19 protein-coding genes and 10 tRNA genes are annotated in these 24,103 nt (G+C 44.6%); 28 read left to right on the forward strand and 1 reads right to left on the reverse strand.

Annotation, left to right across the window (positions count from 1 at the left end; translation table 11 throughout):
• Positions 1-77: 77 nt before the first annotated feature.
• From SJY39_RS03965 to rpoS, 10 genes are all read left to right on the forward strand, one after another.
• Positions 78-1,718 carry a CTP synthase gene (locus SJY39_RS03965; protein WP_010435781.1) on the forward strand — a complete coding sequence of 547 codons (1,641 nt, stop codon included), beginning with the start codon at positions 78-80 and terminating at the stop codon, positions 1,716-1,718.
• 84 nt (positions 1,719-1,802) lie between these two features.
• The gene (gene eno, locus SJY39_RS03970; protein ID WP_010435783.1) at positions 1,803-3,101 is read left to right on the forward strand and encodes a phosphopyruvate hydratase; all 1,299 of its coding nucleotides are present in this window, start codon (positions 1,803-1,805) and stop codon (positions 3,099-3,101) included.
• 283 nt (positions 3,102-3,384) lie between these two features.
• Positions 3,385-3,666 (forward strand): cell division protein FtsB, encoded by a 282-nt coding sequence (gene ftsB, locus SJY39_RS03975; RefSeq protein ID WP_010435786.1) that lies wholly within the window; start codon positions 3,385-3,387, stop codon positions 3,664-3,666.
• The gene (ispD, locus tag SJY39_RS03980) at positions 3,666-4,367 is read left to right on the forward strand and encodes a 2-C-methyl-D-erythritol 4-phosphate cytidylyltransferase (RefSeq protein ID WP_010435790.1); all 702 of its coding nucleotides are present in this window, start codon (positions 3,666-3,668) and stop codon (positions 4,365-4,367) included. Before ftsB ends, ispD begins: the two co-directional genes overlap by 1 nt.
• A 2-nt stretch (positions 4,368-4,369) precedes the next feature.
• Positions 4,370-4,849: a 2-C-methyl-D-erythritol 2,4-cyclodiphosphate synthase gene (gene ispF / locus SJY39_RS03985; RefSeq protein WP_010435793.1), complete on the forward strand. Its 480-nt coding sequence runs from the start codon at positions 4,370-4,372 to the stop codon at positions 4,847-4,849.
• A gap of 22 nt (positions 4,850-4,871) precedes the next feature.
• On the forward strand, positions 4,872-5,918 hold the full coding sequence (truD, locus tag SJY39_RS03990) for a tRNA pseudouridine(13) synthase TruD (protein ID WP_010435794.1): 1,047 nt from the start codon (positions 4,872-4,874) through the stop codon (positions 5,916-5,918).
• 75 nt (positions 5,919-5,993) lie between these two features.
• Positions 5,994-6,737 (forward strand): 5'/3'-nucleotidase SurE, encoded by a 744-nt coding sequence (gene surE / locus SJY39_RS03995; protein ID WP_010435796.1) that lies wholly within the window; start codon positions 5,994-5,996, stop codon positions 6,735-6,737.
• Positions 6,738-7,364, forward strand: coding sequence for a protein-L-isoaspartate(D-aspartate) O-methyltransferase (locus tag SJY39_RS04000; protein ID WP_010435798.1), 627 nt, complete (start codon positions 6,738-6,740; stop codon positions 7,362-7,364).
• Between the two features lie 35 nt (positions 7,365-7,399).
• Entirely contained in the window at positions 7,400-8,332 is a 933-nt protein-coding gene (gene nlpD, locus SJY39_RS04005) for a murein hydrolase activator NlpD (protein WP_016768192.1), read from the forward strand.
• 98 nt (positions 8,333-8,430) lie between these two features.
• Positions 8,431-9,411: an RNA polymerase sigma factor RpoS gene (gene rpoS / locus SJY39_RS04010; protein ID WP_010435803.1), complete on the forward strand. Its 981-nt coding sequence runs from the start codon at positions 8,431-8,433 to the stop codon at positions 9,409-9,411.
• A 109-nt stretch (positions 9,412-9,520) separates the two neighbouring features.
• Here rpoS and mutS read toward each other — a convergent pair whose 3' ends face one another.
• A complete protein-coding gene (gene mutS, locus SJY39_RS04015; protein WP_016768193.1) occupies positions 9,521-12,082 on the reverse strand; it encodes a DNA mismatch repair protein MutS in 2,562 nt (853 codons plus the stop codon).
• Between the two features lie 123 nt (positions 12,083-12,205).
• On the opposite strand from mutS, the gene pncC reads away from it, so the two are divergent.
• The 18 genes from pncC to SJY39_RS04105 all read left to right on the forward strand — a co-directional run bounded on the left by pncC (position 12,206) and on the right by SJY39_RS04105 (position 23,940).
• The gene (gene pncC, locus SJY39_RS04020) at positions 12,206-12,700 is read left to right on the forward strand and encodes a nicotinamide-nucleotide amidase (protein WP_016768194.1); all 495 of its coding nucleotides are present in this window, start codon (positions 12,206-12,208) and stop codon (positions 12,698-12,700) included.
• 139 nt (positions 12,701-12,839) lie between these two features.
• The gene (gene recA / locus SJY39_RS04025; RefSeq protein ID WP_010435812.1) at positions 12,840-13,880 is read left to right on the forward strand and encodes a recombinase RecA; all 1,041 of its coding nucleotides are present in this window, start codon (positions 12,840-12,842) and stop codon (positions 13,878-13,880) included.
• A gap of 328 nt (positions 13,881-14,208) precedes the next feature.
• Entirely contained in the window at positions 14,209-16,791 is a 2,583-nt protein-coding gene (gene alaS, locus SJY39_RS04030; protein WP_016790038.1) for an alanine--tRNA ligase, read from the forward strand.
• A 220-nt stretch (positions 16,792-17,011) separates the two neighbouring features.
• The gene (locus SJY39_RS04035; protein WP_010435816.1) at positions 17,012-18,193 is read left to right on the forward strand and encodes an aspartate kinase; all 1,182 of its coding nucleotides are present in this window, start codon (positions 17,012-17,014) and stop codon (positions 18,191-18,193) included.
• 92 nt (positions 18,194-18,285) lie between these two features.
• A complete protein-coding gene (gene csrA / locus SJY39_RS04040) occupies positions 18,286-18,483 on the forward strand; it encodes a carbon storage regulator CsrA (RefSeq protein WP_009847619.1) in 198 nt (65 codons plus the stop codon).
• Positions 18,484-18,958: 475 nt separating this feature from the next.
• A tRNA-Ser gene (locus tag SJY39_RS04045) sits at positions 18,959-19,051 on the forward strand.
• A gap of 44 nt (positions 19,052-19,095) precedes the next feature.
• Positions 19,096-19,172 (forward strand) — tRNA-Arg (locus tag SJY39_RS04050).
• Positions 19,173-19,216: 44 nt separating this feature from the next.
• A tRNA-Ser gene (locus SJY39_RS04055) sits at positions 19,217-19,309 on the forward strand.
• Between the two features lie 89 nt (positions 19,310-19,398).
• Positions 19,399-19,475 (forward strand) — tRNA-Arg (locus SJY39_RS04060).
• 80 nt (positions 19,476-19,555) lie between these two features.
• Positions 19,556-19,632: transfer RNA gene (locus tag SJY39_RS04065), tRNA-Arg, on the forward strand.
• A gap of 58 nt (positions 19,633-19,690) precedes the next feature.
• Positions 19,691-19,767: transfer RNA gene (locus tag SJY39_RS04070), tRNA-Arg, on the forward strand.
• A gap of 80 nt (positions 19,768-19,847) precedes the next feature.
• Positions 19,848-19,924, forward strand: a tRNA-Arg gene (locus SJY39_RS04075).
• 58 nt (positions 19,925-19,982) lie between these two features.
• Positions 19,983-20,059: transfer RNA gene (locus SJY39_RS04080), tRNA-Arg, on the forward strand.
• A 57-nt stretch (positions 20,060-20,116) separates the two neighbouring features.
• Positions 20,117-20,193: transfer RNA gene (locus tag SJY39_RS04085), tRNA-Arg, on the forward strand.
• An 81-nt stretch (positions 20,194-20,274) separates the two neighbouring features.
• Positions 20,275-20,351: transfer RNA gene (locus tag SJY39_RS04090), tRNA-Arg, on the forward strand.
• A 375-nt stretch (positions 20,352-20,726) separates the two neighbouring features.
• Positions 20,727-20,984: an oxaloacetate decarboxylase subunit gamma gene (locus SJY39_RS04095; RefSeq protein ID WP_010435831.1), complete on the forward strand. Its 258-nt coding sequence runs from the start codon at positions 20,727-20,729 to the stop codon at positions 20,982-20,984.
• A 31-nt stretch (positions 20,985-21,015) separates the two neighbouring features.
• Positions 21,016-22,800: a sodium-extruding oxaloacetate decarboxylase subunit alpha gene (gene oadA, locus SJY39_RS04100; RefSeq protein ID WP_016793490.1), complete on the forward strand. Its 1,785-nt coding sequence runs from the start codon at positions 21,016-21,018 to the stop codon at positions 22,798-22,800.
• Positions 22,801-22,809: 9 nt separating this feature from the next.
• The gene (locus tag SJY39_RS04105; protein WP_010435846.1) at positions 22,810-23,940 is read left to right on the forward strand and encodes a sodium ion-translocating decarboxylase subunit beta; all 1,131 of its coding nucleotides are present in this window, start codon (positions 22,810-22,812) and stop codon (positions 23,938-23,940) included.
• Positions 23,941-24,103: the final 163 nt, after the last annotated feature.

Consider the following 24,103-nt stretch of genomic DNA (forward strand, 5'->3'; position numbering starts at 1 on the left):
GATAAGGGGCTTCTGGTATATTTTCATCCCGTCCAGAAGTAATCCATTTCCCTCATTCAACCAATTTCAGGTTAAACATGACGACAAATTACATTTTTGTTACTGGCGGGGTTGTATCCTCTCTAGGTAAAGGTATTGCAGCAGCATCTCTTGCGGCTATTTTAGAAGCTCGTGGTCTTAAAGTGACTATGATGAAGCTTGACCCTTACATCAACGTTGATCCAGGCACTATGAGCCCGACTCAACACGGTGAAGTGTTCGTTACGGAAGATGGCGCTGAAACTGACCTTGACCTTGGTCACTACGAGCGATTCATTCGCACCAAGATGACTAAGCGTAACAACTTCACAGCAGGTCGTGTTTATGCTGACGTTCTACGTAATGAACGTCGCGGTGATTACCTAGGTGCAACAATCCAGGTTATCCCTCATATTACTAACTCTATTAAAGAACGCGTAATCTCTGGTGCTAAAGGCCACGATATCGCGCTTGTTGAAGTTGGTGGTACTGTTGGTGACATCGAATCTCTACCATTCATGGAAGCGATTCGTCAGCTAGCTGTCGAATTAGGTCGTGAACGCGCAATGTTCATGCACTTAACTCTAGTTCCTTACCTAGCGGCTGCAGGTGAAGTGAAAACTAAGCCAACGCAACACTCTGTAAAAGAGCTACTTTCTATCGGTATCCAACCTGACATCCTAGTTTGTCGTTCAGATCGTGTTATCCCAGCAAACGAACGTAAGAAAATTGCTCTTTTCTGTAATGTACAAGAAAAAGCCGTTATCTCGATGAAAGACGTAGATTCTATCTACAAGATCCCACAGTTAATCCGTGCACAAGGCATTGATGATCTTGTGTGTACGCGTTTCGGTATCAATGCACCAGAAGCTGATCTGTCTGAGTGGGAACAAGTAATTTACGAAGAAGCTAACCCAACGGGTGAAGTGACGATTGGTATGGTTGGTAAGTACATTGAACTACCTGATGCATACAAATCAGTAAACGAAGCACTTAAGCACGCAGGCTTGAAAAACCGCCTAAGCGTCACAATTAAATACGTAGACTCTCAAGATGTTGAGTCAAAAGGCGTAGAAATTTTAGAAGGCCTAGACGCAATCCTAGTTCCTGGTGGCTTTGGCGATCGTGGTGTTGAAGGTAAGATTCTTGCTGCTCAATACGCTCGTGAAAACAAAGTACCTTACTTAGGTATCTGTCTGGGTATGCAAGTTGCTCTTATTGAGTACGCTCGTAACGTTGCGAAGATGGAAGGAGCACACTCTTCTGAATTCTGTAAGGAAACTAAATACCCTGTTGTTGGCCTAATCACTGAATGGATCGACGGCGAAGGTAAAGTTGAAGAACGTACTGAAAAATCCGACCTAGGTGGTACTATGCGTCTAGGCTCACAGCTTTGTCACCTTGCTAAAGGTACTAAGGCTTACGAATTATACGGTAGCGCGACGATCCATGAACGTCATCGTCACCGTTACGAAGTGAACAATAATCTTCGTCCACAAATTGAAAAAGCGGGCCTAAAAGTATCAGGTCTATCTGCGGACAAGAAACTGGTTGAAGTTATTGAGAACCCGAACCACCCATGGTTCGTTGCTGCTCAATTCCACCCAGAGTTCACTTCAACACCTCGCGATGGTCACCCATTGTTTGCAGGTTTCGTTAAAGCAGCTGGTGAATATCAGCGCGGCGAATTAGAAAAGTAAAAAGGAATACAGGTAGCTGCGTAAGTTGTGCTGCTACCTTTTAAATTTGACATTTATATATATTCAACGAGAAGGAAACATTCAATGTCTAAGATCGTTAAAGTTCTAGGTCGTGAAATCATCGATTCACGTGGTAACCCAACTGTAGAAGCTGAAGTACACCTAGAAGGCGGTTTCGTAGGTATGGCTGCTGCTCCATCTGGCGCATCTACTGGTTCTCGCGAAGCTCTTGAGCTACGTGACGGCGACAAATCACGTTTCCTAGGTAAAGGTGTTCTTAAAGCTATTGAAGCTGTAAACGGCCCAATCGCTGAAGCTCTAGTAGGTTCTGACGCTAAAGCACAAGCTGACGTTGACCAAATCATGCTTGACCTAGACGGTACTGATAACAAGTCTAAGTTTGGCGCGAACGCTATCCTAGCTGTATCTCTAGCTAACGCAAAAGCTGCTGCTGCTGCGAAAGGCATGCCTCTATACGAGCACATTGCTGAGCTAAACGGTACTGCTGGTCAGTTCTCTATGCCTCTACCAATGATGAACATCATCAACGGTGGTGAGCACGCAGATAACAACGTTGACATCCAAGAGTTCATGATCCAACCAGTTGGCGCTAAAACTCTTAAAGAAGGTCTACGTATCGGCGCTGAAGTATTCCACAACCTAGCTAAAGTTCTTAAGTCTAAAGGCTACAGCACTGCAGTTGGTGATGAAGGTGGTTTCGCTCCTAACCTTAAGTCTAACGCTGAAGCTCTAGAAGTTATCGCAGAAGCTGTTGCAGCTGCTGGTTACGAACTAGGTAAAGACGTTACTCTTGCTATGGACTGTGCAGCATCTGAGTTCTTCGACAAAGAAGCTGGTATCTACAACATGAAGGGCGAAGGTAAAACTTTCACTTCTGAAGAGTTCAACCACTACCTAGCTGAGCTAGCGAACAACTTCCCAATCGTTTCTATCGAAGACGGTCTTGATGAGTCAGATTGGGATGGCTTCAAGCACCAAACTGAACTTCTAGGCGACAAGCTTCAAATCGTTGGTGACGATCTGTTCGTTACAAACACTAAGATCCTTGCTGAAGGTATCGAGAAAGGCGTAGCTAACTCTATCCTTATCAAGTTCAACCAAATCGGTTCTCTAACAGAGACTTTAGCTGCTATCAAGATGGCTAAAGACGCTGGCTACACTGCAGTAATCTCTCACCGTTCTGGCGAAACTGAAGATGCAACTATCGCTGATCTAGCGGTAGGTACAGCTGCAGGTCAAATCAAAACTGGTTCTATGAGCCGTTCTGACCGTGTTGCTAAGTACAACCAACTTATCCGTATCGAAGAAGCTCTAGGTTCTAAAGCTCCTTTCAACGGTCTTAAAGAAGTTAAAGGTCAATAATTCCTAGCGAATTATTCATCTAAGCTTTTTAAATGCCTCGCTTATGCGGGGTATTTTTTTGCCTGTATAAAAGTGAACTTATTAAACTGTCCTTTTTATACCTACAATTCGTCATTCTCGAGACCTACGGAGGAGGGCGTTGATAATCTCATCGCGTGTTACGAACAATAATAGTCCCCCGACTTATTTATTCCCTAGCTCCACATATCTCGCACCAATAAGCGCATTATGGTATATATGTGCCTTATTCTAGTTCCTTCTTTTTCAACCGGCGAAAGGTGTTATGCGAATTTTTGCTTTAGTACTGCTCATAGTGTTTGGCTGGCTACAACATACACTGTGGCTCGGTAAAAATGGTATTTCTGATTACTACGGTGTGAACAACGAAATCCAAGTTCAACAACAAGTAAATGAAAAGCTGCATATTCGAAATGCAGAAATGTTTGCTGAGATTGATGATCTGCGCCAAGGCTTAGACGCAATAGAAGAGCGTGCTCGTCATGAGCTTGGGATGGTGAAAGAAGGCGAAACGTTTTACCGCATAATTGGTGAGGAATCTCATTAATGTCTACACAACTTCAAAGCGTTGTAGCGGTCGTACCAGCAGCTGGTATTGGTAGCCGAATGAAGGCTGACCGACCTAAGCAATATCTTAAGATTCACGGCACAACCATTTTAGAGCACACCGTTGAGAAGTTACTTTCTCATCCACAAGTGTCGCAAATTGTGGTTGCGGTTAGTGACGATGATCCTTACTACCCAGAGCTTACGCTTAATCATAATCCACAAGTGCTCAGAGTGTCTGGTGGGAGCGAGAGAGCTGATTCCGTGCTCTCTGCCTTAGATTATATCGCGCGACAGCAACTCGGTGATTGGGTTATGGTCCACGATGCAGCAAGACCTTGTGTTCAATTGAGTGATATCGACAAGTTGATTTCAGGTGCGATGAACCATGAGGTAGGGGCTATTTTAGCTGCGCCTGTTCGCGATACGATGAAGCGAGGTGCCCAAGGGCAGGTTGAGCATACCGTTGATCGAGCCGATTTATGGCACGCCCTTACACCACAAATGTTTCGAACTAAGCCTTTACGTAACGCATTGAGTCAGGCGTTAGAGCAAGGTGTTTCAATTACAGATGAAGCCTCTGCTTTTGAGTGGAAAGGTTTATCACCAGCCTTAATAGCGGGGCGTTCAGATAATTTTAAGATTACTCAGCCTGAAGATTTAGCTTTGGCTGAGTTTTATTTAAGTCAGAATAAGGAATAATGATGATTCGTATTGGTCACGGCTTTGATGTACATAAGTTTGGTGGTGAAGGCCCGGTAATTATTGGTGGCGTTAGCATTCCTTACGAGCAAGGACTTATCGCACACTCAGACGGTGATGTTGCCCTGCACGCATTATGCGATGCTTTACTGGGTTCAATTGCAGCGGGTGATATTGGTCGTCATTTCCCTGATACGGATGATGAATGGAAAGGCGCAGATAGTCGTGAATTGCTTAAAGATGTGTACCGTCGAGTAAAAGAGCAAGGTTATGTGATTGGTAATGCAGATATTACTATCATGGCGCAAGCGCCTAAAATGGCTCCTCATATAGACTCTATGTGCCAAGCTATTGCACAAGATTTAGAAACCAGCATTGGCAATGTGAATGTAAAAGCGACGACTACTGAGCGTTTAGGTTTTACAGGTCGCAAAGAGGGCATCGCATGTGAAGCGGTAGTCCTAATTACTAAAAGTGCGTAAGCACCAACACGAAAAGAACAGCATGTCAGATATTTTATCTTCATTGGCTTACCTAAACGGTAAACCAACTGCGAAAGCAAAACTAAAAGCAAAAGCCGAACACTTTGTCGTTAATGAAGACTTAGGTTTTGAGTTTACTGGTGAAGGCGAACACCTAATGGTTCGTATTCGTAAAACTGGTGAAAACACGAGCTTCGTAGCAAATGAGCTGGCTAAAGCATGTGGTGTTAAGTCGAAGGACGTGAGTTGGGCTGGTTTGAAAGACCGTCACGCGGTTACCGAGCAATGGTTGAGCGTACACCTACCTAAAGGTCAGCCTGACTTTTCAGATTTCTTAGCACAGTATCCAAGCATTGAGATCTTGGCGATGGCACGACACAACAAAAAGTTACGTCCAGGTGATTTAGTTGGCAACCAATTTGAGCTGACTTTGTCTGAAGTAACTGATTGTGATGATGTGGTAAAGCGTTTAGAAAAAGTCGCTCAAGTCGGCGTGCCAAATTACTTCGGAGCTCAGCGTTTTGGTAATGAAGGTAACAACTTATCTGAAGCTCGACGTTGGGGGCGTGAAAATGTTCGTACGCGTAATCAGAATAAGCGCAGCTTGTACCTTTCTGCAGCTCGTTCTTGGATTTACAACCTGATCCTTTCAGACCGTATCAAGCAAGATGCGTTTGCATCGGCACTGGTTGGCGATATTGTCGTGAAAGACGGTGCTCAACTAGTGGTAACTGCGGATAATATCGAAGCGGTAAATCAAGACATCGAGAACGGCTCTTCGTTTATTACGGTTGCTTTGGCTGGAGATAATGCGTTACCTACAATTGATGCGTCTCAAGCTTTAGAGCAAAAACACCTTGATGCTGAACCGGATCTAATGGCGCTTATTTGCGGTAACCGCATGCGCCATGATCGCCGTGAAGCTTCGTTGAAGCCTACTGGTTTAACTTGGGAAGTGGACGAAGATAATATTACTCTTAAGTTTTCTCTTGATGCGGGTTGTTTTGCTACCGCTATCGTTCGTGAACTTGTCGAAGAAGTTCACGTAGAGAGAAGCTACGAGCAGTAATGATTCAGTTTGGAGCTAAGTGGCTTGATATGGGAATTTGAGTCACTTGGCATGGAACAAAAGAAAGGAAACAAGATGAAGATTTTACTCAGCAACGATGATGGAGTGCACGCTCAAGGTATTCATGAGCTGGCAAATGAATTACGTGATCTTGCTGAAATTATCATTGTTGCACCTGATCGTAATCGTTCGGGAGCTTCAAATTCATTAACTTTAGAACAACCTCTGCGTGTTCAAGAGATTGCTGAAAATACCTATTCGGTACAAGGGACACCAACAGATTGTGTGCATTTTGCGTTAAATGAACTACTCAAAAATGAGATGCCTGATCTGGTTTTAACGGGTATTAATCACGGTGCTAACCTTGGTGATGATGTGCTTTATTCAGGTACAGTAGCAGCAGCAATGGAAGGGCACTTTTTAGGTGTTCAGTCAGTGGCGTTTTCTCTGGTTGGAAAAAAACATTTTAAGACAGCGGCAGTTATTGCTCGTCGTATCGTCGAACAACATTTAGCAAATCCAATCCCGACCAATCGCCTACTAAACATTAATGTTCCTGACTTAGCCTTGGATCAACTGTCTGGTACTCAAGTGACGCGCTTAGGAGCTCGTCATCATGCTGAAGATATGATTAAGCAGAAAGATCCTCGCGGGCATGATATTTATTGGCTTGGTCCTCCGGGAAAAGAACAAGATGCTGGTGAAGGTACGGACTTTTATGCGATAGAGCATGGTTTTGTATCGGTAACACCGCTACAGGTTGATTTAACGGCGCATGAGTCGTTGGGTGCGATGGCGACATGGTTAGGAGAGAAGTAAGTGAGTAATCCACAAGCAGAGCGCTTAGTTACTTTTCTGATTGAAAATGGCATTCAAGATCAGAAAGTGCTTGATGCGATTTACCAATTACCAAGAGAGAGTTTTTTGTCGCAGGCGATGCATCATCAAGCTTATGATAATAATGCGCTGCCTATTGGACAAGGGCAGACGATCTCTCAGCCGTACATCGTTGCTAAAATGACAGAGTTACTTGAACTACAACAAGATAGCCGTGTTTTGGAAATTGGCACGGGTTCTGGTTATCAAACCGCTGTACTAGCTCAACTTGTTGACCATGTGTATTCGGTTGAACGAATAAAGTCTCTACAATGGGATGCTAAACGCAGGTTGAAGCAACTCGATTTCTACAATATTTCAACCAAACATGGTGATGGCTGGCAAGGATGGTCTTCCAAGGCGCCTTTTGATGCGATTATTGTCACCGCAGCTGCAGAGTCGATTCCTCAGGCTCTTTTACAGCAGTTGAAAGATGGCGGCCGTTTATTAATCCCTGTTGGTGATGACGAACAACAATTGTTGAAGATTGTTCGCCATGGTGACGAGTTTTTATCGAGCGTGATCGAGATGGTGAGATTTGTACCTCTTGTTCCCGGTGAACTAGCTTAATAACAAGACTAATGGTGTAGGTGGGTAGAGAGTCGATGCGTTCGAAGTTGTTAAAAGTAAGTGCTTTACTACTTAGCTGTGCCCTTGTTGGGTGTGCAGCGAATTCGCCTGCGCCAGTTTCAAGCTTAAATAAAAAATACTCTTCGATTGATCGTGGCAGCTATCGCGGTAGTTACTACGAAGTGAAAAAAGGCGATACGCTTTATTTTATTGCTTATGTGACGAACAAAGACGTTAACGATTTAGTTAGTTATAACAAGCTCTCTGCTCCTTATACAATCCACCCAGGCCAGAAGCTTAAGTTGTGGCGCCCGAGCTACAGCGCACCAGCGTATGGTAAATCAACAGTGGCGGTTGCAGCAGTTGCTGCGCCTGTCGCGGCATCCACTACATCATCGGCATCCACTACGTCATCGACAGCAAGTACCCCTAAAACTACGCCTAAAAAGAGTAAAAACTCTAAACCTGCGCCAACTCAAACTACGACTAAAGTGGTTAAAAAAGATCCACCAAAGAAGGTTGAACAATCCAAATCAAAGGAGTATGTTGGTTCTAAAGGTAAACAGAATGTTACACCGTCCACCAAACCAACAAGTGATAAAGTATCCAAATGGTTATGGCCAACTAAAGGGAGAGTAATCAAGAATTTCTCTGTAGGCGAACAAGGAAATAAAGGCATAGACATAGCAGGACAGCGAGGTCAGCCAATAGTATCTACTGCAGGGGGAACGGTTGTTTATTCGGGTAATGCATTACGAGGCTACGGCAATCTAGTGATTGTGAAGCATAATGATAATTACTTAAGTGCATACGCGCATAACGACCGACTATTAGTATCTGAAGGGCAAAGTGTGAAACCAGGGCAGAAGATTGCAACAATGGGAAGCTCTGGAGCCAGCAGTGTTAGGCTGCACTTTGAGATTCGTTACCAAGGTAAGTCCGTTAATCCAAAACGATATTTGCCTTAAATACAATATGCAAATAATACATATTGTATGGAGTGACATAGTCATTTAGCGACATATAAAGTTGTGATGTCATGCTAATTTCGCCAGGGGGAGGCGTTATGAGTATAAGCAATGCAGTAACCAAAGAAGAGTTCGATCTTAACCAAGTAACCACGGAATCGGAAACACTTGGAAAAGCAAAACGAACAGTCACTAAGAAAACCGAAGCGAAAGAAGAAGCTGAAGTTACGTCTAAAAGTTTAGATGCTACTCAACTCTACTTAGGCGAAATTGGTTTCTCACCACTACTAACCGCTGAAGAAGAAGTGCTTTATGCACGTCGAGCTCTACGCGGTGATGAAGCGGCCCGCAAACGCATGATTGAAAGTAACCTGCGTTTGGTGGTTAAAATATCTCGTCGTTATAGCAACCGTGGTTTGGCACTTCTCGATCTAATTGAAGAAGGCAACCTAGGCTTGATTCGCGCCGTAGAGAAGTTTGACCCAGAGCGAGGTTTCCGCTTTTCAACTTACGCGACATGGTGGATTCGTCAAACCATTGAACGTGCTTTAATGAATCAGACTCGCACCATCCGTTTGCCAATCCATGTTGTGAAAGAGCTGAACATCTACCTACGTACAGCAAGAGAGTTATCACAAAAGCTTGACCATGAACCAACGGCTGAAGAAATTGCTACTAAGCTAGACAAGCCAGTTGGTGATGTGAGCAAGATGCTTCGTTTAAACGAGCGAGTGAGCTCCGTTGATACGCCAATTGGTGGTGACGGTGAGAAAGCACTGTTGGATATTATTCCGGACATCAACAATTCCGATCCTGAGGTTTCAACTCAAGATAGCGATATCAAGAACTCGTTGATTTTCTGGCTAGATGAGCTGAACCCGAAACAGAAAGAGGTGCTTGCACGTCGCTTTGGACTACTTGGCTATGAACCGTCAACGTTAGAAGAAGTAGGCCGTGAAATCTGCCTGACTCGTGAACGTGTTCGTCAAATCCAAGTTGAAGGTCTTCGCCGTCTACGAGAGATTCTGATCAAGCAAGGTCTGAACATGGAAAACCTGTTTAACGTTGAAAACGACTAAACGATATTCCACGATCTCGAAATAATAAAACGCTGACCAAATGTCAGCGTTTTTTAGTTTTTGGTCTAGCTCTATCTTAGCTAGAAAACACAGCGCTTGGTTATTTTAATTAGAGTAGTTTCTTCAAGCGGTAGAGCTCTTCTAATGCTTGGCGAGGGGTTAGATCATCAGGATCAACATTCGCCAGTGCTTGTTCTACTTCACTTGGTTCAGGTATCAGGCTCAGTTGGTTCGCTATATCGACGCCGCTTGGCTTTGAGGTTGGAGAGTCGATACTCAATGACTCTAACTGAGTCAGCTTCGTGCGTGCATTCTTGATGACCGCTTTAGGTACACCAGCCAATCCAGCTACAGCGAGGCCGTAAGATTTACTTGCAGCACCTTCTTGCACTGCGTGCATAAAGGCAATGCTGTCACCGTGTTCAACTGCGTCTAAGTGTACGTTCGCTAAGGTTGGAAGTTGGTTAGGCAGTTCAGTTAGTTCAAAGTAGTGCGTTGCAAATAGTGTCATCGCATTGATTTGATTAGCTAGCCATTCAGCACTTGCCCAAGCCAGTGATAGGCCATCATAAGTGCTGGTGCCGCGGCCGATCTCATCCATTAGCACAAGGCTATTTGGTGTAGCGTTATGCAGAATATTCGCGGTCTCTGTCATCTCAACCATGAAAGTTGAACGACCCGAAGCTAAATCATCCGATGCGCCAATACGCGTAAAGATACGGTCGATAGAGCCAATCGTCGCGCTTTCTGCTGGTACATAACAACCGATATGAGCCATCAGCGCAATGAGTGCGGTCTGACGCATGTAGGTCGACTTACCACCCATGTTTGGACCTGTGATGATCAGCATTTTACGTTGATCATTGAGGTCGATAGGGTTCGCAATGAAAGGTTCGTCCATCACTTGTTCCACTACAGGATGACGACCTGCTTGAATTTGCACACCAGCTGACTCTGTCATCGTTGGACGGCAGTAATCAAGAGTGTCTGCACGTTCCGCTAAGTTTTGCAGAACATCAAGCTGAGATACAGAAGAAGCGATATTTTGCAGTTGCTCTAGATAAGGCAGTAACAAATCAAATAACTCTTCCCACAACTGCTTCTCGATAGCCAGGGCTTTCGATTTTGAGTTGAGGACTTTATCTTCATGCTCTTTTAGCTCGGGAATAATGTAGCGTTCTGCATTTTTAAGCGTTTGACGGCGAACATAGTGTGGTGGCACAAGGTGGCTCTGCCCGCGGCTTACTTGAATGAAGAATCCGTGTACGTTGTTGTAGCCAACTTTAAGCGTGTCGATGCCATGGCGTTCACGCTCTTCTTGCTCAAGCTTGTCAAGAAACTCTGTTGCGCCCGCTGCAAGGTCACGCCATTCGTCTAACTCGGTATTATAGCCTTCTGCAATCACACCACCATCTCGGATAACCACCGGTGGGTTTTCTTTGATCGCACGCTCAAGTAGTTCAGAAACTTCACCCAAAGGAGAAGCATATTGAGCAAGTTGAGTAAGATATGGGTGTTTAAGTTGCGTCAGTGTTTCAGCAAGCTCTGGTAAGTATTCCATTGCTTGGCGAAGACGAGCCATATCGCGAGGACGCGCTGAACGAAGTGCTAATCGAGCAAGAATGCGTTCGATATCACCGATCTGTTTTAAGGTTGGTTGTAGCTCTGTGAATAGAGCCAAATCTTTCATTTCACCTATCGCGTCTAGGCGCTGATCGAGTGCTGAGATATTGCGCATTGGTTGATGTAACCAACGCTTAAGCATACGACTGCCCATAGCGGTTGCGGTGTGATCAAGCACTTCGGCAAGGGTATTATCAGTGCCGCCCGATAAGTTTTGAGTGATCTCTAGGTTACGGCGAGTTGCCGCATCAAGGATCACTGAGTGATCTTGCTTATCCATTGTGAGTGAACGGATATGCGGAAGGGCTGTTCGTTGGGTATCTTTAACGTATTGGATCAGACAACCCGCAGCACACAAACCGAGCTTCGCATTTTCTACGCCAAAGCCAACAAGATCGCGAGTACCAAATTGTTGATTGAGTTGTTGCTTAGCTGTATCTAATTCAAATTCCCATACTGGACGACGGCGATTGCCATTACGACTTGCCATCAAATTTACAGGTTCGAAATCTTCAGGGAATAGCAGTTCACGTGGTGACGTTCTCTGCAATTCTGCCGCCATTGCTTCTTCGGTTTCCGGCTCACATAGCTGGAATCGACCAGAAGTAATATCAAGCGTCGCGTAGCCAAATTTACCATTGTGGTGGTAAATAGCGGCGATTAAGTTGTCGACTCGCTCAGAAAGCAGGGCTTCGTCGGTTACGGTACCCGGTGTCACGATACGCACAACCGCGCGCTCAACAGGGCCCTTTGAAGTTGCTGGATTACCAATCTGCTCACAAATTGCTACGGACTCGCCCAACTGCACTAACTTCGCAAGATACCCTTCAACAGCATGGTATGGAACACCCGCCATAGGAATTGGCTCACCATTTGAAGAGCCACGCTTAGTCAGTGAAATATCGAGTAGTTGAGAGGCTTTTTTAGCGTCATCGTAGAAAAGCTCGTAGAAATCGCCCATGCGATAGAACAGCAGAATTTCTGGGTTTTCTGCTTTGAGTTTCAGATACTGCTGCATCATGGGAGTATGTTTTTGATCGGCTTTCACAGTTAACTTCTTTCGTTTATTTCTATTGCGGCTTAGGATACGTGAAAGCGTTTCGTGCGAAAAGCGACACATGCGAAAAGATGCAAATCCAAATGATATGACCGTAGATAAAGGGAGCCGATGATGTATACGATTCAAGTTCTTAGTGAACAGCTTGGACATTTACTCGCTAAACACCAACATATCTTAGTGACGGCTGAATCTTGCACTGGTGGAGGTGTAGCGACCGCTATTACAGATATTGCTGGAAGTTCAGCATGGTTTGATCGCGCCTTTGTGACCTACAGTAATGAAGCAAAGCAAGAGATGATCGGTGTTCAGTCTGAAACCTTAGTTAAGTTTGGTGCTGTCAGTGAGCCTGTAGTAATCGAAATGGCTGATGGTGCGTTGCAAAATTCAAATGGCACAATTTCGGTATCGATAAGTGGTATTGCCGGTCCTGGTGGTGGCTCGGAAGATAAACCTGTAGGGACGGTGTGTTTTGCTTGGAAGGCCTGTGATGGGTGGAATAAAGTAGAAACGAATGTATTTACAGGTGATAGATCACAAGTACGCCAACAAGCGACGCACCATGCCCTGCAAGTTATTTATGATTACCTCTCAATGGAAGACAGATAACATTTGTACAAATTATTTTCACACAGGTATAGACACTGTATGAATCAACAGTATAATGAAAGCCAATTAGTCACCCCTATGTGGGTTAGAAATAGATTCTAAATCGCTTGTTGAGACAACCGATTATGTGGAGATAGAAATGGACGAGAATAAACAAAAAGCGTTAGCCGCAGCCCTTGGTCAGATTGAAAAACAATTTGGTAAAGGTTCGATCATGCGTCTTGGTGACAACCGCACAATGGACGTAGAAACTATTTCTACAGGTTCTCTATCTCTAGATATCGCACTAGGTGCTGGTGGCCTTCCAATGGGTCGTATCGTTGAAGTTTACGGCCCAGAATCATCAGGTAAAACAACGTTAACGCTTGAGCTTATTGCTGCAGCACAGAAAGTAGGTAAAACGTGTGCATTCGTTGATGCGGAGCACGCACTTGACCCTATTTACGCTCAGAAGCTTGGTGTTGATATCGACGCGCTTCTTGTTTCTCAACCTGATACGGGTGAGCAAGCATTAGAAATCTGTGACGCTCTAGCTCGTTCAGGTGCTATCGACGTTCTTGTTATTGACTCAGTAGCTGCACTGACACCTAAAGCGGAAATTGAAGGCGAAATGGGCGATAGCCACATGGGTCTTCAAGCTCGTATGCTTTCTCAAGCAATGCGTAAGCTAACAGGTAACCTTAAGCAGTCTAATTGTATGGCTATCTTCATTAACCAAATTCGTATGAAGATTGGTGTGATGTTCGGTAATCCAGAAACAACAACTGGTGGTAATGCGCTTAAGTTCTACGCATCTGTTCGTCTTGATATTCGCCGTACAGGTGCGATTAAGGATGGTGATGAAGTTGTTGGTAATGAAACGCGTATCAAGGTTGTTAAGAACAAGATTGCTGCACCATTCAAACAAGCTGAAACTCAAATTCTTTATGGCAAAGGCTTCAACCGTGAAGGCGAGCTTATCGACCTAGGTGTTAAGAATAAGCTAGTAGAAAAAGCAGGCGCTTGGTACAGCTACAAGGGCGACAAGATCGGTCAAGGTAAAGCTAACGCTGGTAAATACCTACGTGAAAACCCAGAGGTTGCTCTTGAGATCGATACTAAACTTCGTGAGTTGTTATTAACTCCTGCTGTTCTTGAAGAGAAGGGCGCAGAGAAAGAAGAAGAAAGCGAAGAGCTATAAGCTAACGTTTTATAAAGTGAATGCTTGAAATAAGCATTCACTTGGAAAGAATTTAAAGCCTCGCATATTTTGCGGGGCTTTTTTATTGGAATAGCCTATCGGATATCTCTTTAATCAACTCTCTCTCGTTACCTGAGTTTTTAGTGATTATGTCGCCAATTTAGTTCTGCTTTTCTACGGCTAGATATAGTGGAATATTCTACGTTTTATCGAATTTCAACTAAAATCCTGCCCAAGGGTGTCTTTTCTACAAGAAAACTAGTCGAAGCCTTAACCATGATCTACAATACGGCAAAATTCTAACTCGACTATTTTCAGGAAGAGCTGCATGTACATGAGCACTGATGAGGTTCGCAACGCGTTCCTTAAGTTCTTTGAGAGCAAAGAACACCAAATCGTAGACAGTTCATCGTTAGTTCCACATAACGATCCAACCCTGCTATTCACTAACGCAGGTATGAACCAATTCAAAGATTGCTTCTTAGGCGCCGAAAAACGTGCCTACACTCGAGCAACTACGGCTCAGCGTTGTGTACGTGCGGGTGGTAAACACAATGACCTTGAAAACGTAGGTTTTACGGCTCGTCACCACACGTTCTTCGAAATGCTAGGCAACTTCAGCTTTGGTGACTACTTCAAAGAAGAAGCGATTGGGTTTGCTTGGGAATTCCTGACGGAAACTCTTCAACTGCCAAAAGATCGTCTACTAGTAACGGTATACGAGACAGATGATGAAGCATTCGATATCTGGAACAAGAAAGTAGGTGTACCTGCTGACCGTATCGTTCGAATCGGCGACAAAGAAGGCGGTAAACAGTTCGAGTCTGATAACTTCTGGACGATGGGTGACACAGGTCCTTGTGGTCCATGTACTGAAATCTTCTACGATCACGGTGAGCACATCTGGGGCGGCCGTCCTGGTACACCTGAAGAAGATGGTGACCGTTTCATCGAGATCTGGAACAACGTATTCATGCAGTTCAACCGTCACGCTGACGGCACAATGGAACCGCTACCTAAGCCTGCTGTAGATACAGGTATGGGTATTGAGCGTATTTCTGCAATCATGCAGGGCGTTCACTCTAACTACGAAATTGATGTATTCCAAAAGCTAATCAAAGCGACAGCGGAAGTTGTGGGTCATGACGATCTATCTAACCAATCGCTACGCGTTATTGCTGACCACATCCGTTCTTGTTCATTTTTAATCGCTGACGGCGTTATGCCTTCAAACGAAGGTCGTGGCTACGTTCTACGTCGTATTATTCGTCGTGCAGTTCGTCACGGTAACAAGCTTGGCGCACAAGGCGTGTTCTTCCACAAACTTGTGGGTGTACTGGCTGAAGTGATGGGCTCTGCGGCAGATGAACTTAAGAAACAGCAAGAGCTTGTTGAAAAAGTACTTCGCATTGAAGAAGAGAACTTTGGTCGCACGCTCGAGCGCGGCATGGTTATCCTTAACGACGCACTAGACGCACTTGAAGGCAAAGAGCTTGACGGTGAAACAGTATTCAAACTTTACGATACATACGGCTTCCCTGCTGACCTTACGAACGATGTAGCTCGTGAACGCGACTTTACCATCGATGAAGAAGGCTTTGAGAAGGCGATGGAAGCACAGCGTAAGCGTGCACGTGAAGCCGGTCAGTTCGGTACTGATTACAACGCGACGATCAAAGTAGACACGAACACTGAGTTCTGTGGTTACACAAGTACTGAAGGTGCTGGTGATATTTCTGCGCTATTCGTTGACGGTGAAGAAGTATCTTCACTATCGGCTGGCGACAAAGCAATCATCATCCTTGAAGAGACACCATTCTATGCAGAGTCAGGCGGTCAATGTGGTGACGCTGGTACGCTAAGCACTGCGTCGGGTCTCTTCAAAGTACAAGATACTCAGAAGCTAGGTAACGCATTTGCACACCACGGCGAGCTAATTGAAGGCGTATTTGCTCAAGGCGATAAAGTCGAAGCGCGCGTTGATGCTGAGCGTCGTGCTGCTATTTCACTGAATCACTCTGCAACTCACTTACTTCACTCTGCACTGCGCGAAGTGCTAGGTGAGCACGTTGCTCAGAAAGGTTCTTTAGTTAAGCCAGACAATCTACGTTTTGACTTCTCCAACCTTGAAGCGGTAACACCGGCACAGATTAAAGAAGTAGAACGCTTGGTTAACGCACAAGTTCGTAAGAACCACGTGATTGAAACCAACATCATGGACATCGAGTCAGCGAAACAAAAAGGTGCAATGGCACTGTTTGGCGAGAAGTACGATGATGAAGTTCGCGTTCTATCTATGGGCGATTTCTCTACTGAACTTTGTGGTGGTATCCACGCAAGCAACACGGGTGATATCGGTCTATTCAAGATCACTTCTGAAGGTGGTATTGCTGCGGGTATTCGTCGTATTGAAGCGGTAACGGGTGAAGCAGCTCTAGATGCAGTAGAAGCTCAGGCTAACGCTTACGAAGAGAAGCTTGCTGAATCAGCTAAGAAAGCAAAATCGCTAGAGAAAGAAATCCAACTGCTTAAAGAAAAGATGGCTGCGGCAGAAAGCGCAAACATCATGGGCAAAGTAGAAGATATCTCTGGTACTAAAGTTTTGGTTGCTGCAATTGAAGGCGCAGACAACAAGAACCTACGTACTATGGTTGATAACGCTAAAAACCAAGTAGGTAGCGGCATCATCCTTATCGCGAATATCGCTGACGGCAAAGTTGGCTTGATTGCTGGCGTAACCAAAGACCTTGTTGGCAAAGTAAAAGCGGGTGACCTCGTTAAGATGGTTGCTGAGCAAGTTGGCGGTAAAGGCGGTGGTCGTCCTGATATGGCTCAAGCGGGTGGTACAGACGTTGAAGCACTACCAGAAGCGCTTAAATCGGTACGTACTTGGCTTGAAGAGCGCCTTTAAGCTTAAGTAATTGATATAAAGATGCCCAATCAATTGATTGGGCATCTTTTATTTTGCCTATAGCAAGAGCTTTTAAACAAGGTTTGATTGAGATTAACCAAGAAGTCTAATGGTAACGTTAGACTCCTTGGTTAATTTTTTATTGCTTCGCTATGACGCGGAGCGAGTGTTTTTTTGTCATATATAGACATTGGTCTTGGGAAGGTGAGGAAGGGTGAAAATGCCTCTTATCGTGCAGAAATTTGGTGGAACGTCGGTGGGTTCAATAGAGCGAATCCATCATGTAGCAGATAAAATCATTGAAGCGAAAAATGAAGGTAACCAGGTAGTGGTTGTCGTTTCTGCTATGTCAGGTGAAACAAATCGGTTAGTTAACTTAGCCTCGCAAATTGATAGCGTACCAAACGCTAGAGAACTGGATGTGCTGTTAACGGCTGGAGAGCAAGTTTCCATGGCTTTGTTGGCGATGACGTTGCACAAGTTAGGTTATGAAGCGACATCGATGACGGGTTATCAAGCTAAGATACACACCGATTCAAATCATAATAATGCGACGATTGAGCGTATTGATACCGCTCCAATTCAAGCCCTGTTAGATGATGGTCAAATTGTCGTAGTGGCTGGCTTTCAAGGTTTCAGTGCCAAAGGCGATATAACGACATTAGGCCGTGGCGGTTCAGATACCACGGCGGTTGCACTAGCGGGCGCACTGCAGGCTAAAGAGTGCCAAATCTATACTGATGTTGATGGTGTTTATTCTTGTGACCCTAGAGTCGTTAAGCATTCTAAAAAACTGGATACGCTAGATTTTCCCTCGATGGAAGAGATGGCCCGTAGAGGCGCTAAAGTGCTGCATCTACCGTGTGTCCAGTATGCGTGGCAACATAATCTGCCATTGAGAGTGCTATCAAGTTTTGAATCAGGCGAGGGCACGTTAATTGCGGGCAATCAGTGTTTGAATGAGATCGCTGGCATCGCCATTCAAAGAGATATGGTGCGTATTGAGTGTTTGAATGATGATTTACCGTCTTTTATATCGCAATGCCATTTGTTAGGGATCGAAGTCTGTAGTGTGATCGAGGAAACAGAACGGGCAGCGCTCATTATTAAACAAGACATAAGTGCTAAATTAAAACTAGTTTTTGCCGAAAAAATCCGTAATAGTGAACAGGTTAGTTTGTTAACTGTGGTAGGAAGCCGAACACAAGATATTGTGGTCAGTTCACATGGATTGTTGTCTGAAGGCGAAATTGATGTACAACATCACTTATTGCAGCAGCAGTCTTTAACTTTGGTGATATCACCAACGCAAGTCGATATGGCTGCTAACATATTACACAATGCATACATCGTAGCGCGTGAAACACAGGATTATCCTAAAAAAGAAGTGCATTTTGGTTAAATAAACTCAATCGATAGTTTACGAAAATATAACTTTTGTTGGATAATGCTCTCGTAGCTAGATAAATTTAGAGATTACTCAAGGAGCAAAGAATGCTAATTTTGACTCGCCGCGTTGGCGAAACACTGATGATTGGTGATGAAGTAACAGTTACTGTACTGGGCGTTAAAGGTAATCAAGTACGTATCGGTGTTAACGCACCTAAAGAAGTATCTGTTCACCGTGAAGAGATTTACATGCGCATTCAAGCTGAAAAAGGTAATGGTAACGTTGCACCTGGCAACTACTAATACTTTTGCGTAGAGAAGAGGCTAGCATTATTGCTAGCCTTTTTTGATCTTGCAGAATAGAAAAGAGTATTTCTATATAAATTGACGACCAGCTAGATGATCACTGCGGCAGTGAAACGAATACTTCATAAAGTGGTGAGACACAGATGTGATTGAAGTCGTTCGTTTGACGGTTTATTTGTTGGCTAAAACTCAAGTTTTGTTAGCTTGCCCTATGGCGCAATAATGCATCCCGTAGTATGGTGCAAACAGCGGTAACACTTGTTACTGGATAAAATAGATAATTGTTTTCGACTGTTTATTATCGTCAATCTTTCGCCTTAATTTTTAAGGGAAAATGCGTTAAATTGATCTTGGAAGTTCAATTTGCAAGCGCTTTGATTAAATAGCAAACGGTTGAGTGTTTTTGTCCAATTTTTTTCAATAAAGTGTTTGACATATTTTCGGTAAAACGTAATATGTGCCTCCGCAAGACGGTGAGGTGGCCGAGAGGCCGAAGGCGCTCCCCTGCTAAGGGAGTATGTGGTTTGTAGCTGCATCGAGGGTTCGAATCCCTCCCTCACCGCCATTTCTTGCGAGTCTAAAATTAGCAACTTAGACAAATGTAAATGTGCGTCCTTAGCTCAGCTGGATAGAGTACCTGGCTACGAACCAGGCGGTCGGAGGTTCGAATCCTCCAGGACGCGCCATTCTCTTTTCTCTTACTTGTAAGTGATTTGGGAATAATGAATTAGGTGAGGTGGCCGAGTGGCCGAAGGCGCTCCCCTGCTAAGGGAGTATGTGGTTTGTAGCCGCATCGAGGGTTCGAATCCCTCCCTCACCGCCATTCATTACAGGCCGATGGCCTTTTTTTTTCTTCGTAGCAAGAAGAATGTGATATATTTCACAACTTCATTCTAAGTGAATGAACACCGTGCGTCCTTAGCTCAGCTGGATAGAGTACCTGGCTACGAACCAGGCGGTCGGAGGTTCGAATCCTCCAGGACGCGCCACTATTTAAGGGCTTCTTTCTTACGAGAATGAAAATCCTTGTATTGAATTGTTGATTACAACAAGTTGATACTAAAACCGTGCGCTCTTAGCTCAGCTGGATAGAGTACCTGGCTACGAACCAGGCGGTCGGAGGTTCGAATCCTCCAGAGCGCGCCACTATTTAGGGTTTCTTTTATGAACCCCTGATATTGGGAATACCGATATCGAAAACTGCGCGTCCTTAGCTCAGCTGGATAGAGTACCTGGCTACGAACCAGGCGGTCGGAGGTTCGAATCCTCCAGGACGCGCCACTCTTTAGGGCTTCTTTCTTACTAAGAATAGAAACCCTTGTATTGAATAGTTGTTTACAGCGAATTGATACTAAAACCGTGCGCTCTTAGCTCAGCTGGATAGAGTACCTGGCTACGAACCAGGCGGTCGGAGGTTCGAATCCTCCAGAGCGCGCCACTATTTAGGGTTTCTTTTCTGAACCCCTGATATTGGGAATACCGATATCGAAAACTGCGCGTCCTTAGCTCAGCTGGATAGAGTACCTGGCTACGAACCAGGCGGTCGGAGGTTCGAATCCTCCAGGACGCGCCACTCTTTAGGGTTTCCTTGTGAACTCCTGATATTGGAAATACCGATATCGAAAACTGCGCGTCCTTAGCTCAGCTGGATAGAGTACCTGGCTACGAACCAGGCGGTCGGAGGTTCGAATCCTCCAGGACGCGCCACTCTTTAGGGCTTCTTTCTTATGAGAATGAAATCCTTATATTGATATGTTGTTACTAACAATAAATTGATATTAAAACCGTGCGCTCTTAGCTCAGCTGGATAGAGTACCTGGCTACGAACCAGGCGGTCGGAGGTTCGAATCCTCCAGAGCGCGCCACATTATTAAAAAAAGCCTCGTTTATGCGAGGCTTTTTTTATACTTGTCATAAAATTGTTGCTGTAATGTTAAATTTAATGATTATTTAACTTATTGTATTTTAAGTAGTTCTTGAGTGCTTCCTTCTTATTCTACCTTTCTCATATCATTTCTCAGAAGAGCCCCGTTTAAGTCACAGTTTAAATATCTAAAAATGACGTATTTAACAGATTTATGTGATCTGATAGGCGAATAATTAACCTGATGTGTGCGTTATCCGTAACAGAACCTTAAACAAAATTGACAAACTTTTAGCAATCGAGATAATCCATGGGTCGGGATAACTATTCGCTGAAATCCTGCGCACATGTCAGGATGACGAAGAAAGGAAGCAACATGACTAATATTGGAAGCCTGCTAGGAGATGCGGCAACTCTAATGATAACGGGTATGTCCGTTGTCTTTATTTTCCTAACTATTCTAGTTTACCTCGTTCGGTTGATGTCAAAACTGGTACCAGAAGAAGTACCTGAACCGATCGCAGCACCTAAAAAAATCAAAAAATCACAATCAAACCCTTCAGCTGTTAGTCCACAAGTTGTGGCAGCAATTTCGGCCGCGGTTCATCAATACCGTGCGTCTACTGCTAAGTAGCATTTAAAGGATTAAAAAGGAGTTTATGAGCATGTCTAAACCACTAGCTATCACAGATGTGGTACTTCGTGACGCGCACCAGTCACTATTTGCTACTCGTATGCGTATCGAAGATATGCTGCCAATTGCGGCAGAACTGGATAAAGTCGGTTACTGGTCATTAGAGACTTGGGGCGGAGCGACGTTTGATTCGTGTATCCGTTTTCTTGGAGAGGATCCATGGGAGCGCTTGCGTGAACTGAAAAAAGCGATGCCAAACACACCAATGCAGATGCTACTGCGTGGTCAAAACCTGCTGGGTTACCGTCACTACGCGGATGATGTAGTCGAAAAGTTTGTTGAACGTGCACACCAGAATGGTATGGATGTTTTCCGTATCTTTGATGCGATGAATGATGTACGTAACTTTGAAACAGCAGTGAAAGCAACGATCGACGTTGGTGGTCACGCTCAAGGTACTTTGTCTTATACAACCAGTCCGGTTCACAACTCAGATACTTGGGTTGATTTGGCTAAACGCTTAGAGGATTTAGGGTGTCACTCTCTATGTATTAAAGATATGTCAGGCTTATTGAAGCCGTATGAAGCTGAAGAGCTGATTACTCGTATCAAAGCGTCGTGTGGCGTGCCTCTAGCGCTACATAGCCACGCAACAACAGGTCTATCGACAGCAACCGCGGTTAAAGCCGTTGAAGCGGGAATCGATATTCTAGACACCGCTATTTCTTCAATGAGCTGTACCTACGGTCACACGCCAACTGAAACTGTTGTGGCGATGTTAGAGGGTACTGAGCGCGATACTAACCTTAAACTTGATCAGATTGAGCCTATTGCATCTTATTTCCGTGATGTACGTAAAAAGTACGCAAAATGGGAAGGTCAGTTAAAAGGTGTGGATTCTCGTATTTTAATTGCTCAAGTTCCTGGTGGCATGCTAACCAATATGGAAGGCCAGCTGAAAGAGCAAGGCGCGGCCGATCGTATGGATGAGGTACTGGAAGAGATACCACGCGTACGCAAAGAGCTTGGGTACATTCCTTTGGTAACACCAACTTCTCAGATTGTCGGTACTCAAGCGGTTATCAATGTGCTAACGGGTGAACGCTATAAGAGCATCACTAAAGAGACGGCTGGTCTACTGAAAGGTGAATACGGTCAAGCTCCTGCTGAAGTTGATACTGAACTGCAAGCTAAAGTTCTCGATGGTGCTGAGCCAATCACTTGTCGCCCTGCTGATTTACTTAAATCAGAGATGGATACGCTAACGACAGAGCTTTTAGAAAAAGCAAAATCAGACGGTATTTCATTAGCTGAAGACACGGTTGATGATGTTCTTACTTACGCACTGTTCCCACAAGTAGGTCTTAAGTTCCTTAAGAATCGTCATAACCCTGAAGCATTTGAGCCTGCGCCAACACTAGAAACAGCGTCTCCAGTTGCAGCAGCTCCTGTACAAGCTTCTGGTGGTATTGAAAGCTATAGTGTGAAGGTTGATGGTCAAGTTTATGATGTTGAAGTTGGCCCACAAGGTGAACTTACATCAGTAACACCATCGGCAAAACCGGCTCAAGCGACTCAAACGGCACCAGTGGCAGCGTCTGATGCGGAATCCGTACCTGCGCCATTGGCGGGCAACATCTTTAAAGTTATCGTTCAACCGGGTGCGGAGGTTGCTGAAGGCGATGTTCTGCTTATCTTGGAAGCGATGAAGATGGAAACGGAAGTTCGTGCTGCTCGTGGTGGTATCGTTCAAGAATTGAATGTTAAAGAAGGCGATGCAGTTACTGTAGGCGCTCCACTACTAAGCTTGGCGTAAGGGAGTACCATGGAAGGATTGATGACCTTATGGTCTGAAACAGGAATTGCTAACTTTGAGTTCGGCCAAATCTGTATGATGCTGGTTGGTTGCTTATTGTTGTTTTTGGCTATTCGAAAAGGGTTTGAACCTTTATTGTTGTTACCGATTGGTTTTGGTGCAGTATTAGCAAACATTCCAAATGCTGGATTTACTGAGCCTGGTGGTTTGCTTTACTACGTCTACTACGTAGGTATTGAGACGGGTATTTTTCCACTACTAATCTTTATGGGTGTTGGTGCTATGACGGACTTCGGTGCGTTAATTGCGAACCCTAAAACATTGTGGCTAGGCGCTGCTGCTCAGTTTGGTATCTTTGCAACATTATTTGGTGCAATCTTGCTGAATTATGTTCCTGGAATGGAGTTCTCGATGGCAGATGCTTCGTCAATTGCGATCATTGGTGGTGCCGACGGCCCAACTGCGATCTTCTTGGCGAGTAAGTTATCTCCTGATCTATTAGGCGCAATCGCCGTAGCGGCATATAGCTACATGGCTTTGGTTCCTATTATTCAGCCTCCAATTATGAAAGCGTTAACGTCACCGGAAGAACGTAAGATTAAGATGGCTCAACTTCGTCATGTTAGCAAAGCAGAGAAAATTCTTTTCCCGCTGGCTGTACTATTGATGACGATTTTGTTCCTACCTTCAGCAACACCTCTCGTAGGTATGTTCTGTTTGGGTAACTTAATGCGTGAAGCTGGTGTAGTGGATCGTCTTTCAAAAACAGCCCAAAATGAACTGATTAACATCGTGACTATTTTCCTAGGTCTAGGCGTTGGTTCTAAGCTTCAAGCAGATACGTTCTTGAACTTAGAGACGCTTGGTATTCTCGGTTTAGGTGCCGTGGCGTTCAGTATTGGTACGGCCGGTGGTGTCTTGATGGCGAAGGTGCTTAACCGCTTCTCGAAAGAAGACATTAACCCACTTATTGGTGCAGCTGGTGTATCAGCCGTTCCGATGGCGGCTCGTGTTGTGAACAAGGTTGGACTTGAGGCAAACCCTCAGAACTTCTTGTTAATGCATGCAATGGGACCTAACGTGGCTGGTGTACTTGGTAGTGCGGTTGCTGCGGGTATTTTATTAGCGCTAGTAGGCTAATAAAATACTGGGTCATGTATCGTTACGTTAATTGGTCGTCAATTTACGAATGAGCGGTTAACTTAGCCTTATTAAATGGTTTATAGTCAAAGGGATGCTTTCGCATCCCTTTCTTTTTATCAATTAGGGTGTTTGCTCACTAGGGCTTTATCAATCAAGGAAA

Origin of the sequence: Vibrio sp. R78045, from assembly GCF_042466085.1 — a bacterium.
GTDB lineage: Bacteria > Pseudomonadota > Gammaproteobacteria > Enterobacterales > Vibrionaceae > Vibrio > Vibrio cyclitrophicus.